The organism is Ruegeria sp. AB10 (assembly GCF_056542745.1).
The window spans coordinates 390,527-404,670 of the sequence record NZ_JBQGAI010000002.1; the positions used below are offsets into that span (position 1 = coordinate 390,527).

General features: G+C 58.4%; 14 protein-coding genes and 1 pseudogene. 9 read left to right on the forward strand and 6 right to left on the reverse strand.

The genetic code is table 11. From position 1 onward, the window contains the following. Positions 1 to 5: 5 nt before the first annotated feature. Positions 6 to 1,370 (reverse strand): MATE family efflux transporter, encoded by a 1,365-nt coding sequence (locus tag ACR0NT_RS06925; protein ID WP_170443161.1) that lies wholly within the window; start codon positions 1,368 to 1,370, stop codon positions 6 to 8. A 99-nt stretch (positions 1,371 to 1,469) separates the two neighbouring features. Further along, positions 1,470 to 2,390 carry a polyphosphate kinase 2 gene (gene ppk2, locus ACR0NT_RS06930; protein ID WP_170443159.1) on the reverse strand — a complete coding sequence of 307 codons (921 nt, stop codon included), beginning with the start codon at positions 2,388 to 2,390 and terminating at the stop codon, positions 1,470 to 1,472. A 123-nt stretch (positions 2,391 to 2,513) separates the two neighbouring features. Between ppk2 and ACR0NT_RS06935 the strand changes: the two genes are divergently transcribed. Next, positions 2,514 to 3,389 (forward strand): alpha/beta fold hydrolase, encoded by an 876-nt coding sequence (locus tag ACR0NT_RS06935; protein WP_170672039.1) that lies wholly within the window; start codon positions 2,514 to 2,516, stop codon positions 3,387 to 3,389. A 4-nt stretch (positions 3,390 to 3,393) separates the two neighbouring features. Here ACR0NT_RS06935 and ACR0NT_RS06940 read toward each other — a convergent pair whose 3' ends face one another. Beyond that, positions 3,394 to 4,002 carry a peroxidase-related enzyme gene (locus ACR0NT_RS06940; RefSeq protein ID WP_170672041.1) on the reverse strand — a complete coding sequence of 203 codons (609 nt, stop codon included), beginning with the start codon at positions 4,000 to 4,002 and terminating at the stop codon, positions 3,394 to 3,396. 129 nt (positions 4,003 to 4,131) lie between these two features. On the opposite strand from ACR0NT_RS06940, the gene ACR0NT_RS06945 reads away from it, so the two are divergent. From ACR0NT_RS06945 to ACR0NT_RS06960, 4 genes are all read left to right on the forward strand, one after another. Then, positions 4,132 to 4,965, forward strand: coding sequence for a class I SAM-dependent methyltransferase (locus ACR0NT_RS06945; protein ID WP_170672043.1), 834 nt, complete (start codon positions 4,132 to 4,134; stop codon positions 4,963 to 4,965). A gap of 161 nt (positions 4,966 to 5,126) precedes the next feature. Beyond that, a complete protein-coding gene (parE, locus tag ACR0NT_RS06950) occupies positions 5,127 to 7,085 on the forward strand; it encodes a DNA topoisomerase IV subunit B (RefSeq protein WP_170443151.1) in 1,959 nt (652 codons plus the stop codon). Positions 7,086 to 7,096: 11 nt separating this feature from the next. After that, a complete protein-coding gene (locus ACR0NT_RS06955; protein ID WP_170672045.1) occupies positions 7,097 to 8,161 on the forward strand; it encodes a nucleotidyltransferase family protein in 1,065 nt (354 codons plus the stop codon). Between the two features lie 189 nt (positions 8,162 to 8,350). After that, on the forward strand, positions 8,351 to 8,632 hold the full coding sequence (locus tag ACR0NT_RS06960) for a DUF1496 domain-containing protein (RefSeq protein ID WP_170443147.1): 282 nt from the start codon (positions 8,351 to 8,353) through the stop codon (positions 8,630 to 8,632). Positions 8,633 to 8,650: 18 nt separating this feature from the next. On the opposite strand, the gene ACR0NT_RS06965 is transcribed toward ACR0NT_RS06960, so the two are convergent. Beyond that, positions 8,651 to 9,421, reverse strand: a complete 771-nt coding sequence (locus tag ACR0NT_RS06965) for an alpha/beta fold hydrolase (RefSeq protein ID WP_170672047.1) — start codon at positions 9,419 to 9,421, stop codon at positions 8,651 to 8,653. A 241-nt stretch (positions 9,422 to 9,662) separates the two neighbouring features. Here ACR0NT_RS06965 and ACR0NT_RS06970 point away from each other — a divergent pair. Next, positions 9,663 to 10,409: pseudogene (locus ACR0NT_RS06970) on the forward strand (hypothetical protein); the annotation flags it as partial. A 7-nt stretch (positions 10,410 to 10,416) separates the two neighbouring features. Here ACR0NT_RS06970 and ACR0NT_RS06975 read toward each other — a convergent pair. Further along, positions 10,417 to 11,091, reverse strand: coding sequence for a TIGR04283 family arsenosugar biosynthesis glycosyltransferase (locus ACR0NT_RS06975; RefSeq protein ID WP_170672049.1), 675 nt, complete (start codon positions 11,089 to 11,091; stop codon positions 10,417 to 10,419). A 73-nt stretch (positions 11,092 to 11,164) separates the two neighbouring features. Here ACR0NT_RS06975 and ygfZ point away from each other — a divergent pair, with 73 nt between their 5' ends. Both ygfZ and ACR0NT_RS06985 read left to right on the forward strand, forming a co-directional pair. After that, complete coding sequence (gene ygfZ / locus ACR0NT_RS06980) at positions 11,165 to 11,902, forward strand: CAF17-like 4Fe-4S cluster assembly/insertion protein YgfZ (protein WP_170672454.1); 738 nt, start codon at positions 11,165 to 11,167, stop codon at positions 11,900 to 11,902. A gap of 106 nt (positions 11,903 to 12,008) precedes the next feature. Then, complete coding sequence (locus ACR0NT_RS06985; protein WP_170672050.1) at positions 12,009 to 12,953, forward strand: ABC transporter ATP-binding protein; 945 nt, start codon at positions 12,009 to 12,011, stop codon at positions 12,951 to 12,953. A 58-nt stretch (positions 12,954 to 13,011) separates the two neighbouring features. Here the strand turns inward: ACR0NT_RS06985 and efp are convergent, their stop codons facing one another. Beyond that, positions 13,012 to 13,575, reverse strand: a complete 564-nt coding sequence (efp, locus tag ACR0NT_RS06990) for an elongation factor P (protein ID WP_170325421.1) — start codon at positions 13,573 to 13,575, stop codon at positions 13,012 to 13,014. A gap of 218 nt (positions 13,576 to 13,793) precedes the next feature. Here efp and ACR0NT_RS06995 point away from each other — a divergent pair, with 218 nt between their 5' ends. After that, positions 13,794 to 14,114, forward strand: coding sequence for a DUF6280 family protein (locus ACR0NT_RS06995; RefSeq protein ID WP_037310273.1), 321 nt, complete (start codon positions 13,794 to 13,796; stop codon positions 14,112 to 14,114). Positions 14,115 to 14,144: the final 30 nt, after the last annotated feature.

Sequence of the window (14,144 nt, forward strand, 5' to 3'; positions counted from 1 at the left end):
GACGGTTATTCCGCCGGAACGCCAACGGCGCGAACCGACCGCATCCAGAACCGTGCCATCAACAAAACGGCGGCGCAGGCAAGGCCCAGCACGAGGCCCAGCCAGATGCCGATCCCGTCCATGCCCTGCACGAAGCCAAAATAGTACGACGCCGGTATCCCAACGACCCAATAGCTGAGCCCGGCCATCACCATCGGTATCTTGGCGTCCTGCAATCCACGCAGCAGGCCCAGCGCAATCACCTGCGCCCCGTCCACCAGTTGGAACAGAGCGGCCATGGCCAGTAACCCGGTGCCGATCGCCAGGATTTGCGGGCGCTGCGGATCGTCAGATTCCATGAACAGTGAAATCAGCGGCTCGGCGTATGTCAGGAACAGGATAACCGTCAGCACCGACATGACCAGCGACATGCCTGTCACTGCGATAGCACCCTTTTCAAGATGCGCGCGGTCTTTGCGCCCCAAAGCATTCCCCGCCCGGATCGTCGCCGCGTTGGACAGGCCCAGATGCACCATGAACGTGGCCGAGGCTAGGTTCAGCGCAATCCCATGCGCGGCCAGCGGCACCTGCCCCAGCCAACCCATCATGATGGCCGACATGGCAAACAAGCTGACCTCGGCCAAGGTGGTCAGACCGATGGGCACGCCAAGGCGCAGGACGCTGAAAAAGAACTCCCAATCCGGGCGCCAAAAGCGTTGGAACAGGCTGTGTTCCGGCAGCACCCGCACGGCGTAGATGACGACAAAAACCAGAGACACGATCTGCGTCACGACCGAGGCGATGGCCGCCCCCATCACCCCTAGTTCGGGCGCACCCCAGTTGCCGAAGATCAAGGCATAGTTCGTCACCGCATTCACCACTGCGGCGGTGACGGTGATCCACAACACGATCTGCGTTCGCTCCAACGCGGCCAGATAGGATTTCAACACCATCACCAACAGCGCCGGGAACAGCCCCCATCCTGCCACACGCAGGTATTGCGACGCGGTTTCAGCGACTTGCGGGTCTTGCTTCAAGGCAATGAGGATGGGTTGAGACCACCACAACAAGGGCATCATCAGCGTCGCATAGATCAGCGACAACCACAGCCCCATGCGGGTGGAGCGGCGAATGCTGGTCTCATCCTCTTCGGCGGCGGCCGTGGCCACCATGGGCATCACCGCCCAGCCAAACCCGGCCCCGAACAGAAACAGCACGAAATAATAGCTGCTGGCCAGCGTCACGGCGGCCAGCGCCTCGACCCCGTACCAACCCAGCATGATCGTGTCGGTCAGGCCAATCGCAAACTGTGCCAGGTGCCCGCCGATCAGCGGCAGGCCCAGCACAGCGATGGCCTGAAAATGGCCGCGATATGTCATCACCTTATTCATCCCATCAGCCTTATGCCCGGCCAGAGGCCGGGACAAGAGGTGATAAAGGAAATTTCAGGTTGAGACTATCCGAGCGCGGCCAGGTGGCTTAGCCGGTTATTATGTTTCCGGGTGCAGGGTATTGCCCAGAATATGCTCGGATCTGTGGATCACGTGATGCGCCTGCCCCACGATCAGAGGATCGGGTTGCCCCACGATACCGTGATCCTTGTCCGGGTAATCCAGCGTCGACAAGAAGTGGCGCATACAGTTCAGACGGGCGCGTTTCTTGTCATTCGACTTGACGATGGTCCAGGGCGCATCGGCGGTGTCGGTGTAGAAGAACATCGCCTCTTTGGCCTCGGTATAATCGTCCCATTTGTTGAGGCTGGCCTTGTCGATCGGCGACAGTTTCCACTGCTTCAGCGGGTCGGTCTCACGGCTTTTGAACCGGCGCTGTTGCTCGGACTGCGTTACCGAGAACCAGTATTTGTAAAGCTGTATGCCCGACCGGACCAGCATCCGCTCAAGATCCGGTGTCTGACGCATGAATTCGAGGTATTCATTGGGCGAACAGAACCCCATGACCCGCTCAACGCCCGCGCGGTTGTACCAGGACCGGTCGTAGAATACCATTTCGCCAACCGTCGGCAGCTCTTGAACATAGCGCTGGTAATACCACTGGCCCTTCTCCTCCCAGGTCGGCTTGTTCAGCGCCACAACGCGCGCCTGACGGGGGTTCAGGTGCTCCATGAACCGTTTGATCGTGCCGCCCTTGCCTGCCGCGTCACGGCCTTCGAACAGCAGTACAAAACGCTGACCGGTCTCCTGCGCCCACAATTGAACCTTCAGCAATTCGGCCTGCAACTCGGCCTTTTGCGCCTCATAGGTTTTGCGCGCCATCTTGCGGCCATAGGGGTATCTGCCGCTTTCAAACGCCTGCCGGATTTTCTCGGGGCTGGGCTGAGCGGGTTCGAGATTTTGCGTCGGAGAGGGTTTTACGGGGGATTGTTTTTCTTCGATTTTTGCCACAGCGTCCATTCAGTTTTTCCTTTTCTCACTATCCGCGGACACGGCTAGCAGAAGACGCAGTTTTTCGCTTTGATTGGTGTCAAATTGATGCCTGAAAAACCCATCATTTCGAGGATCAGAAGGAAGGTCACAATGAAAACGGACATCATCGACCTGAACGGCCAGTCTTTCTTTCTGCGGCGCTGGGGCAATCCTGACCTGCCGCCCTTTCTGATGCTGCACGGCTTTCCTGAATATGGCGGAGCCTGGAGCGAATTGGCCTCGCATCTGGCAGATCATTTTCATTGCATCGCGCCAGACCAGCGCGGCTATGGGCAAAGCTGGTGCCCAGAGGGTGCGGGGAATTACAAGTTGTCTCAGTTGGTGTCGGACATGGCGGCGCTGATCGAACAGGTTGGAGGTCCGATCTGCGTTCTTGGTCACGACTGGGGTGCGTCGGTGGCCTATGGGTTGGCCATGTTCCGCCCCGATCTGGTCAACCGCCTGATCATCGCAAACGGCGTTCACCCGGTGCCGTTTCAACGCGCCATGGCCTCTGGCGGCGCGCAGTCCGAGGCGTCACAATATATCAACGCCCTGCGCGCTCCGCATGCGTTCGCGCAGTTTTCAGCGTACAATTTTGCAAGGCTCAAGCAGTTCTTTCGGTTCGGCATGGGCGTCGACTGGCTGTCAGAACGGCGTATGCAGGACTATCGCATCGAGTGGGCCCGCCCCGGGCGGCTTGAGGCGATGCTGAACTGGTACCGCGCCTCGCCTCTGGTCGTCGCCAAACCCGGAGAACCGCGCACCGATCTGCCCGACTTGCCGCTGGATCGTCTGATGGTCCGCTGCCCGCACCTGCTGTTGTGGGGGCCGGATGACAAAGCCCTGCTGCCCGAGGCCACTGCGGGGCTGGAAAAGTTCGCACCCGACCTGACCCGCGTCGTGATCCCCGGCACTGACCACTGGCTGCATCACCAGAAACCGGAAGCGGTCGCACAAGCCATTCTGGATTGGATCGCAGACTGACCGTTCAGGTATGCCCCCAATCCTCGGGGTCATCCGAGTTGTTGGGCGACAGGCCCAAAATGTCACCTTGGGTCGAACACCCCAACCCAAGAACCGTACGGTTCGCATAGGCAAAGTAAGCGCAGACCTGATTGATCTCGAGGATTTCGCCGTCGTCCCAGCCGGCGTCCCGCAGGGCCTGAATATCCGCCTTAACCATTTCTGCCGGAGCTTCGGTAAGCTTGCGCGCATAGTTCATCGCCGCGATCTGCGCCCCATCCAACGGAGCGGCGCCTGGCGTTTCCGCCTCAATCGCGCTGCGGATGGCCTGACCCCGATCCGGGTCTTTCAACAACCGTTGCAGGCCGTTGAAATGATGCTCGACACAATACCCGCACTGATTCAGCGAACTGACCCAAACGCCCAGCACCTCAAGAAACCACTTTGGGATTTTGTTGGCCGAATGGTGCAGGACGTTCTTGTACAACGCCATGTGGCCCTCCATCGAATGTGGCCGCAGGGAATGCGCCATCATGATGTTGTCCACGTTGTTGCCCGGCCCCGTGACCCGTTCGTACAGCTTCCGCAGCTTGCCGCTGGCCTCGTCGAATGGAACAGTCTTGATCCAGCTCATGCGGTTTCCCTTCCTGTTGTCGCACCGTCCCCGCTCCGGCCTTGCCCCTACCATCGACAAGACGAAACTGGATTGACCAACCATGTCAGGCTAAGCTGACGTAAGGCAAGGGGGGAGTATCCAATGGAAATGGCAGAAAAAACAGTCGCGGACTGGTACGCCAGTCACCCGATTTCTGCACCGCATATTCTGACCAAGCTGAAGAACCTCCGTGGGTCGCTCGAGGGTTTGACCCCGCAGGATCTCTACCCCTATGACCAGGATCACTATGACGGGCTCGAGGCGAATGCCCGGCTGGCTGACAAGGCCCGGATGAACGCCGGTGACAGTGTTCTGGATGTCTGCGCCGGTTTGTGCGGCCCCGCGCGCTGGTACGTATCCGAGCGCGGCGTTCAGGTGACCGGTGTCGACATCAGCCCCAACCGTGTCGACGGTGCGCAAGAGCTGAACGCGCTGGTCGGGTTGCAGGACCGGATTCACCCGGTTCTGGCCAGTGCGACGGAAATGCCCTTTGACGATGCGCAGTTCGACGCCGCAGTCAGTCAGGAATCATTCCTGCATATCCCCGACAAACCAAAGGCCCTGCACGAGGTGTTTCGGGTCCTGCGCCCCGGCGGTCGCTTTGCCTTTACCGACTGGGTGATGCATACACCTTTGCCCGACGATGAGATGGAACAATACCGCCAGCGCTTTGCCTGCCAGTCCCTGCTGAGCATTCCCGAATACGAATCCCAGCTTGGGCAAGCCGGATTCGAGGTCGTCTCGGCCGATGACATCACCGGACCCTGGGGCGATATTCTGGCGCGGCGTCTGAGTATGTATCAAACCCTGGACGCCGAGGCCGAACGCGCGGGCAACCCCTCGAAAGGGGATGAATTCCTGAAGATGTACGCAAAATTTGTCGGCGATGTGCAGCAACGGCGCATCGGCGGCGTGCGCCTAACCGCTGAAAAACCTAAATAACCCCGCAAAGATCGGTGCCAATACCTCTGTGACCGCAGGCGCCGGGCAGTGTGCTTTGCGCGTTCCGTACGGCCAAATGCCCACAACACCTCGCGCCCCTCTTCCCCCGGACCACATCACCTGCCATAATGGCCCCCAACCCAAAAACAAGAGCAGCACCGATGCCCGACGATCTGTTGACGCCCAGCGCGACCGCCACCTACGACGCCTCCTCGATTGAGGTGCTTGAAGGGCTGGAACCGGTCCGAAAACGCCCCGGTATGTATATCGGCGGCACAGATGAGCGCGCGCTGCACCATATGGTGGCCGAAATCCTCGATAACTCGATGGACGAAGCGGTCGCTGGTCACGCCAACCGGATCGAGGTTGAGCTGCACGCCGACTATGCCCTGACCGTGCGTGACAACGGGCGCGGTATTCCGATCGACCCGCATCCCAAATTCCCGGACAAATCCGCGCTTGAAGTCATCCTTTGCACCTTGCACGCGGGCGGTAAATTCTCGGGCAAAGCCTATCAGACCTCGGGCGGTCTGCATGGTGTGGGTGCATCGGTCGTGAACGCGCTGTCGGATTCGATGGTCGTGCAGGTGGCGCGCGACAAGACGCTGTTCGAACAGCGCTTCTCGCGCGGTGTTCCATTGGGACCGGTCGAGAAAATCGGCGCAGCCCCCAACCGGCGCGGCACCACCGTCACCTTCCACGCGGACGAAGAAATCTTTGGCCATCACCGGTTCAAACCGGCACGGCTTTTCAAATCGATCCGCTCCAAGGCGTACCTTTTCTCCGGCGTCGAAATCCGCTGGAAGTCCCACATCGACGACGGTGAGACGCCGACCGAGGCGACCTTCCACTTCCCCGGTGGCCTGTCGGATTATCTGAAGGAGACGATGAACGGCTCCTCGACCTACGCCGAACAGCCCTTTGCCGGCACCGTGGACTTCAACGAGAAATTCGGAACGCCCGGCAAGGTCGAATGGGCGATCAACTGGACGCCCTCGCGCGACGGGTTCATCCAGTCCTACTGTAACACCGTCCCCACCCCCGAAGGCGGCACCCATGTGGCCGGGTTCTGGGCTGCGGTCCTCAAGGGGATCAAAGCGTACGGAGAACTGATCAACAATAAAAAGGCCGGTCAGATCACCCGCGACGACCTGATCACCGGCGGGTGCGCACTGGTCAGCTGTTTCATCAGCGAACCGGAATTCGTCGGCCAAACCAAAGACCGCCTTGCCACGGTCGAGGCGCAGCGGCTGGTCGAAAACTCGGTCCGCGACCATTTCGACAACTGGCTGGCCGCAGACACGAAATCTGCCGGTGCGATCCTCGACTTCCTCATCCTGCGGGCCGAAGAACGCCTGCGCCGCAGGGCCGAGAAGGAAACACAACGCAAGTCCGCCACTAAGAAACTTCGTCTTCCCGGCAAGCTGGTGGACTGTTCTAGTTCAACACGCGACGGCACGGAATTATTCATCGTCGAGGGCGACTCGGCCGGTGGCTCTGCCAAAATGGGCCGTGACCGCAAGACACAGGCGCTGCTGCCCTTGCGCGGCAAAATCCTGAACGTGCTGGGCGCGGCCAGTTCGAAACTGGGCACCAATGCCGAGATCAACGACCTGACGCAGGCGCTGGGTGTCGGCCTTGGCACCAAGTTCAACGTCGATGATCTGCGCTATGACAAGGTCATCATCATGACCGACGCGGATGTGGACGGGGCGCATATCGCCTCGCTGCTGATGACGTTCTTCTTCACCCAGATGCGTCCGATGATCGACGCGGGCCACCTGTACCTCGCCTGCCCGCCCCTCTATCGCCTGACGCAGGGCGCGAAACGCGTCTATTGCCTGGACGAGGCCGAGCGGGATGAGTGGCTTGAGAAAGGTCTGGGCGGCAAGGGCAAGATCGACGTGTCCCGCTTCAAGGGTCTGGGCGAGATGGACGCCAAGGACCTGAAAGAGACCACGATGGACCCGGCCTCGCGCAAACTGATCCGGGTCACCATCGACGAGGACGAACCCGGCGAGACCGGCGATCTGGTCGAGCGCCTGATGGGCAAAAAACCCGAACTGCGGTTCCAATACATTCAGGAGAACGCGCGGTTTGTGGAAGAGTTGGATGTTTAAGGAAAATAGAATTGAAGTCTGACGAAGTTAAAAAGATTTACCAACAAAACGAAAGCAAATTTGAGCAGCTGAGAACAACGGTATTTGGAATAATTCAAAACGCCTTAAAAAACGGCAATCTAGAACACCTGCCAATAGAAAGCAGAGTGAAAAAAGTGGATAGCTGCCTAGAGAAAATTGCTAAGAAAAAATACAATAATCCGATCGAAGAAATGACCGATTGGGTTGCGTTTCGTGTGATTGTTTATCTAGAATCGGACATCGTGAAGGTTTCCAAAACATTATCAGACCTTTTTGAAATTGACGTCAAAAATAGCATCGACAAATTAACGCCAGAAAAGGTTAACGAAGTGGGGTATCGTTCTTACCACCTCGTATGCTCCTTAGGCAGCGGAAGGGCACAGCTACCGGAGTATGATGGCTTATCTGAGTTAAAGTTTGAAGTACAAATCCGAACAGTTTTGCAACATGCTTGGGCGGAAATTGAACATAAGCGAAACTACAAAGGAAAATCGACACTCCCTCAAGAATTGCAACGGCGGTTAATGACAGCTGCCGGTACACTGGAGATTCTGGACAAAGTGTTTTCCGACATTGCCAAAGACGCTGAATTATATGCCACTGAAGTTGAACAAGAAAATGAAAATGTAGCAAGTGACCCAATAAATGCAATTGCTCTAATAGCTACCTACAACAAAACCTTGAAAAAGAACGGGTACCACTTCAAGAACATCAATTTTGGCGACGAAAAGCTAGCAGATAAAGTAGTATCAGAATTGTCTAGATTTGGCGTAAACTCAATTACCGAACTGCAAGAACTGATCAACAACAATGATGCAGAAGCACTACTGCGCACCCATGATTCTTTAGGCAAGTTACCTTCCGCGGCAGGTTTTTTTCGCCATACAATGATAATTAGTGACCCTGAACGATACTTCAGAGAGGCTTTTGACAACAATTTCCAACGCATGAAAGCAGAGACAATTGATTTCCTCAACGCACTTTCGAAAAGGAACGACATAGAACAATTGGCTACCAGTGCTGGGGTCGAAATTAGGGACAATCGAGAGAACTAAAATGAATGCAGGTAGCAAGTATAGCATTGCGTTTGCGTATATGACCGCATATGAAAATGCCAGAAAACAATTGCCTAACCCGTTGATCTCGTTCACACTTACCCTCAAATCGTCATTCAAGAACGACATTTGAGGTTCCGAGCGTCCAAAACCGAATAAGACCAACAGATATTCGAACGGGAGGACGACATGAAAACATTAACCCTCGGGCTGGCCTTTGCCCTGCTGGCCACACAAGCCCCTGCGCAGCAGACGCTCAGCCTTGCATCGCCGATACCTGGCGGGGCCGAGAACAGGTTCTGCTATTACAAGGGCATGGCCTATTCCGAGGACGCCTTTGTTCTGCTGGTGGGCGACAACACCGTCACCTCTACGGTCAGCACCGTGCAAGAACGCCTGCTGCGCTGTCATCGAGATAGTGACGGCACCCTGAAATGGAAACCGCAAAGCACGTTTTCGACCAACAACTGATCGCTTGGGGTGGGCGGTCTAGCCCACCTTATCCTCCAGCCAGTCCGCGATCTGCGCGGCTGTTTTTTCCCAGCCGGGCTCCATGAACAGAAAATGCGCGTGGTCTTTGATGGGCATAAAGGTCGCGCGATCTCCGTACAGATCGGCCAGCGCGCGGCAGGTGTCGGGGTTCACGGCCCGGTCCTCGGTGCCCGAGACGATCAGAACCGGGCAGTCGACCTTGTCGATGTCGACCTTCATCGCGTGGTGGTCATCGAACATCCAGAAGAACATCTCGAACATCACCCGCCCGCTTTCGGCGCCAAGGCGGTCGAACACCGCATGCTGCTGTGCCTCGGGCATCTTGTTCAGCGCGAAGGGGGCCATCAGGTCGAACTCGACCCGCATGGGCTGTTTCCAGAACGCCCCGCCCTCCATCAATGCGCGGGGAATGGCGCGTTCGTCGTCGGTTTCAGGTAAGGTGCCCCACGGGGCGTTCGGGTTGATCAGAACGATGGCGTTGGCCAGCCCACGAGACGCCACCTGCTGCGCCACCACGCCTGCGATGGCATGGCCGAGCAGAACGGGTTTACTGTCCAGACCCTGCACGAATTCGGCGATATCATTGGCATAGTCCATGACGCTGGTATCAGTCAGGCCGGGGTCGGGTTCGGCCTTGGGGTCGCCGCCATGATAGCGCAGCGCCGGGGTGTGCACCGTCCAGCCGCGGTCGCGAAAGAAGCCCGCGTAATCCTCCATACACCACGGCCCGGCAAAGGCCCCGTGGATCAGAACAATCTCGTTGGTCATGAAAATCTCCCTCACCTCTGATCAGTATGAGAGCTGTGGGACGGGTTCGGCAAGCCCGTTACAGGGCGGCCATGAACAGGGTGGTCAGGGTGGCTTCGATCAGTTCGATCCGGTTACCGCCGCGGGATGGGTCGATGATCGCACCATGCTGTTCCGGAAATTCGGCCAAAGCCCTGGCTCATAACTACAACTGCCCGTGAAGAGTGTTGCCAGCACGCCGGCAGGTGGTCACTTTGGTGTCATGACATTTGTGACCGAAAACCAGTTGCCGCTGCTGATCCTGTTCTTTCTGGCCGGGTCGATTGGCACCGCGTTCCTGTTTCGCAAACCGGCGAAGCACCGGGCGTGGAAACTGGCGGATTTGGTCTGGGTCGTGCTGGGTGGCATCGGTGCATTGGTGGCAGTTCTGGCCGGGCTCTATACTTCGGACAGTTCCCGGTTGGATCGCCAGATCGACGTGGCCTATGCGGCAACGCTGGCCTTCGACCGCGATGCTGCACGGTTCCGGTTGCGGTTCTGCGATCCCGCCTATGACCCTGACACCGCCGTGTTGTGCGACCGGGTCGAGTTCCTGTCCGCCTCAACCGCCAGCAATGCCGATCTGCCCCTGTTTATCGCCGTGACCAATGAGGTCGCCCCGCTGCAAGGCCTGCACTTCCTGTTCGGGCGGCAGGAAAAGGACGAGATGGGCCAAATGGCGGCCAAGGCGGATGCGTTCAATATCGACCAGTTTCTGGTCTTTGCAACTCTGGACGAAAAAACTCAGGCCGCCATCGACAACATGCGTCGCAAGGTGCCCGCGATTGCCGGAGATTATCTGATCCTTGCGCAAAGCTATGATGATCTGGTCGAACAGGTCGGCAAGCTGAAAGACGAATGGGAATACCTGCAGGCCAACGCGCATATTCTGGTGCTGCAGATTATCGCCCTGTGTCTGGTCAGCTTTGCCGCGCCGTTCCGTCTGGGCAAATCCATTGTCGAGCTGCGAACGACCCTTAACGCCGATAGGCCTGCGCCAGTTGCTCTGGATCGGCCCCAAGAAAATACCGCGCCAGCGTCCACAGATTCCGAGCCCCCCGACGCAGCCACCCCGCCCGCGCATAGCGGTCCGCACTCGTAACCGCGCGAGTGTTCAGCATGGCGACGCGGGGCAAGGCGCGGACCAGTGCCACGTCTTCCATCAGCGGTTGATCGGGGTAACCTCCGGCCTTCTCATACATGCGGCGCGGCACCAGAAGGCCCTGATCCCCATAAGGCAGACCAAACACCCGGCTGCGCAGATTGGCCCATCCCGCGACCCATGCAGGACCAAATCCTTTTGCCCCAAAGGCCAAACGAAATGCCGCCGGTTTGCCAGTGGCGAGGTGCTCGCCCACCTCTTTGCTCCACCCCGCCTGCAGCACGGTATCGGCGTGCAGGATTAACAACCACTCGGCCTTGGCAACCGCGCAGCCCCGCCGCAACTGTCCCCCGCGTGAGGGCGCGCCGGTCACGATCTCGGCCCCGGCCTCATCTGCGATTTCAAGCGTCGGGTCGGTTGATCCGCCATCGGTCACAATCAGTTCGCGGATCAGCCCGGTATGCAGCCCCTCCATCAGGGCAGGCAGGGTTTCAGACAGGGCCTCGCCCGCGTTCAGGGTCGGAATGACGATGCTGATCGGTGCTGGCAAGGCGGATACCCTCTGGTCATGGCGGCGGGAACTCCTATATCACGGGGCCGAGGGAAATGACGAGGACCACCCGATGCCCAATCGCCGTATTCTGCGCCTTAGCGGGTCGGACACTGACAGCTTTCTTCAAGGGCTGGTGACCAATGACATTTCCGGGCTGGACACAGGGCTGGTCTATGCGGCCTTGCTGACCCCTCAGGGCAAGTATCTGGCGGATTTCTTTCTGAAACGCGACGGAGATGCGGTGCTGTTGGATGTCTCCGAGGACATCGCCGACGGCTTTGTCAAACGGCTGAGCATGTACAAACTGCGCGCCGATGTTGTGATCGAAGACAGCGGCCTGAACCTGCAACGCGGCACCGGTCCGGCGCCCGAGGGCGCCCTGCCCGATCCGCGTCACCCGGATATGGGCTGGCGGATCTATACGACCGAAGCCGAAGCGGACGACGGCACCGATTGGGACGCCATCCGTGTGCAGCACTGCATCCCGGAAACCGGCATCGAGCTGACGCCCGACAGCTATATCCTCGAGTCCGGGTTCGAAGCGCTGAACGGCGTCGATTTCAAAAAGGGCTGTTATGTCGGGCAGGAAGTCACCGCCCGGATGAAGCACAAGACCGAGCTGCGCAAAGGGTTGCGACACGTTCGGGTTGAAGGCTCGGCCCCTGTCGGAACGGAAATCACGTCCGACGGCAAACCGGCAGGCACGCTGTTCACCCAGTCGAACGGCCACGGAATCGCATATCTGCGCCTTGATCGCGCAACCGGCGAGATGCGGGCGAATGGGGCCGCGGTCAGCCTGACCACGTAACATGTTGCCATTCCGGCACGGCTGAGGCGCCAACGCGACCGGCACCGTTTGAACAAGATCCTTGGCGCTGCCACACTGACGCCAGTTCAAAGACCCGGATGCGCAAATGTTCAAGTTGTATCGAGCGATCTGGCGCGCCAGCGCCGGGCGGCAGATCGTCCTTATTATCCTGTCCATCGCCATCGCGGGTCTGGCTGCGGTCCCGCTGGAGTTTCAGCGCGACATCATCAACCACCTCACAACAGACGATATCGCCACCGAACGGCTGATCTATCTGGGCGCGGGCATGATGGCGGTCATCCTCCTGAGCCTCGCCCTGAAATGGCTGTTGGGCTATCGTGCGGGTACGCTGGGCGAGGATATGATCCGCATGATCCGCCAGCGGCTTCTGGTGCGCGCATCGGACATAGGTGAAACGGGCGAGACCGTCCGCAAGGGCACGATGACCACCGCCATCTCGGCCGAGGCTGAAGAGTTGGGTAAATTCGCCGGGGGCGCGTTCTCGGACCCGGTGGTGCAGATCGGCACGCTGATCAGCGTGATCGGCTATATCTCATCAACCCAGCCCGGCTTGGGCATGATCGCCTTTTCCATGATCGTGCCGCAGATCGTCATCGTGCTGTTCTCACAGCGCAAGGTGAACATCTTCGTGGCCGAGCGGGTCCGTATTCTGCGCAACGCCACCGACAAGCTGACGATCGAGGATATCAACGATGTGGTGCGCGATATCGACGCCCATTTCGACGAAATCTTTGAAACCCGTCGCCGCATGTTCCTGTGGAAACTGTCGGCCAAATTTCTGCTAAGCGTCATCAATGGCGCGGGTACGGTCGGTGTCCTGATGCTGGGGGGGTATTTGGTTCTGCAGGGGCGAACGGATGTCGGCACCGTGGTTGCGGCCACCAGCGGCCTCAGCCGCATTCAGGGGCCTACCGCCTTTCTGATCGCCTTCTACCGGCAGGTCAGCGCCAACCGCATCAAATATGAGCTGATGATGGAACTCTTCGGCCCCCACCCCGAGCGCTACCGGTATCTGAAGAACCGGCATTAAAAAAAAGACCGCGCGGCGGGTGCCTGCGCGGTCTTTCCTGTTTCGAACAGACGCGGGGTTACGCGCGCTCGGAATATTCCATCGTCTCGGTGTTCACCACGATCATCTCATCCTGGCCGATGAACGGCGGCACCATGACCTTGACGCCGTTGTCCAGAATCGCCGGTTTGAACGAGTTCGCAGCAGTCTGACCTTTGACGACCGGCTCGGTCTCGACAATCTTGCAGGTCACTTTTTGCGGCAGCGTGGCGTTCAGCGCCTCGGATTCATAAAACTCGACAACAATTGTCATGCCGTCTTGCAGAAACGGGCGGCGCTCGCCCAGCAGTTCGGCGGGCAGTTCAATCTGCTCATAGGTCTCGGAATCCATGAACACCAGCATCCCGTCGGATTCGTACAGGAACTGCTGATCCTTCTGCTCAAGGCGTACACGCTCGACCTTGTCCGCCGAGCGGAAACGTTCGTTCAGCTTCGAGCCATTGCGCAGGTTGCGCAGTTCGACCTGCGCAAAAGCACCGCCTTTACCGGGCTTTACGTGGTCAACCTTAACTGCGGCCCACAGCCCGTCGTTATGCTCAAGCACATTGCCGGGGCGAATTTCGTTCCCATTTATCTTGGGCATTACACAATTCCTTCACAAACGGTTGATGCGTCAGTTCCCGTCCCTATATCTGGCAGGACATCACCTGACAAGACAACGACACCTAGTGCTGCACTTGCAGCAAGCCATGCACATGACGCAACGCAACTATGCATTTTAGCTGTATCCGAATCACGTCGAATAGGTCATAAGAACCGTCACGCCGAAAATGCAAGAGCAAGAACAACAAGGAAGACGAGATGAGAGATTTCGTTGACGGCACTGCCTTTAATAACGAGCAAGGCAATCGTGCACGCAAACTTTTCGCGGCCGTTGTTTTGGCTGCACTCGATGACGCTATCGCCGATGACAAGAAATACGGCAATGGCCCCGAACAAATCGCCCGCTGGGCGCGCTCGCGCGATGGTCGCGAAGTGCTGTCCTGCGCGGGTATTGACCCGAACGAACGGGTTGTCAGCGGACTGATGGAGTTCGTTGGTCGTGGCGTGCGGACCTCGGTCGCGCTGTCGCGTGAAGAAAGCGAACGCCGCAATGCCGCTCAGCAGGCAGAAGCCGCATAAATCAGGCGACTTCTGAAGGAAAAAACGCGC

Coding starts and splice junctions, on each gene's coding strand:
- ACR0NT_RS06985 (WP_170672050.1), top strand. CDS start 12,009: ATGTTCAAGTTGTATCGAGCGATCTGGCGCGCCAGCGCCGGGCGGCAG.
- ACR0NT_RS06925 (WP_170443161.1), bottom strand. CDS start 1,370: ATGAATAAGGTGATGACATATCGCGGCCATTTTCAGGCCATCGCTGTG.
- ACR0NT_RS06935 (WP_170672039.1), top strand. CDS start 2,514: ATGAAAACGGACATCATCGACCTGAACGGCCAGTCTTTCTTTCTGCGG.
- efp (WP_170325421.1), bottom strand. CDS start 13,575: ATGCCCAAGATAAATGGGAACGAAATTCGCCCCGGCAATGTGCTTGAG.
- parE (WP_170443151.1), top strand. CDS start 5,127: ATGCCCGACGATCTGTTGACGCCCAGCGCGACCGCCACCTACGACGCC.
- ACR0NT_RS06960 (WP_170443147.1), top strand. CDS start 8,351: ATGAAAACATTAACCCTCGGGCTGGCCTTTGCCCTGCTGGCCACACAA.
- ACR0NT_RS06945 (WP_170672043.1), top strand. CDS start 4,132: ATGGCAGAAAAAACAGTCGCGGACTGGTACGCCAGTCACCCGATTTCT.
- ACR0NT_RS06965 (WP_170672047.1), bottom strand. CDS start 9,421: ATGACCAACGAGATTGTTCTGATCCACGGGGCCTTTGCCGGGCCGTGG.
- ygfZ (WP_170672454.1), top strand. CDS start 11,165: ATGCCCAATCGCCGTATTCTGCGCCTTAGCGGGTCGGACACTGACAGC.
- ACR0NT_RS06940 (WP_170672041.1), bottom strand. CDS start 4,002: ATGAGCTGGATCAAGACTGTTCCATTCGACGAGGCCAGCGGCAAGCTG.
- ACR0NT_RS06995 (WP_037310273.1), top strand. CDS start 13,794: ATGAGAGATTTCGTTGACGGCACTGCCTTTAATAACGAGCAAGGCAAT.
- ppk2 (WP_170443159.1), bottom strand. CDS start 2,390: ATGGACGCTGTGGCAAAAATCGAAGAAAAACAATCCCCCGTAAAACCC.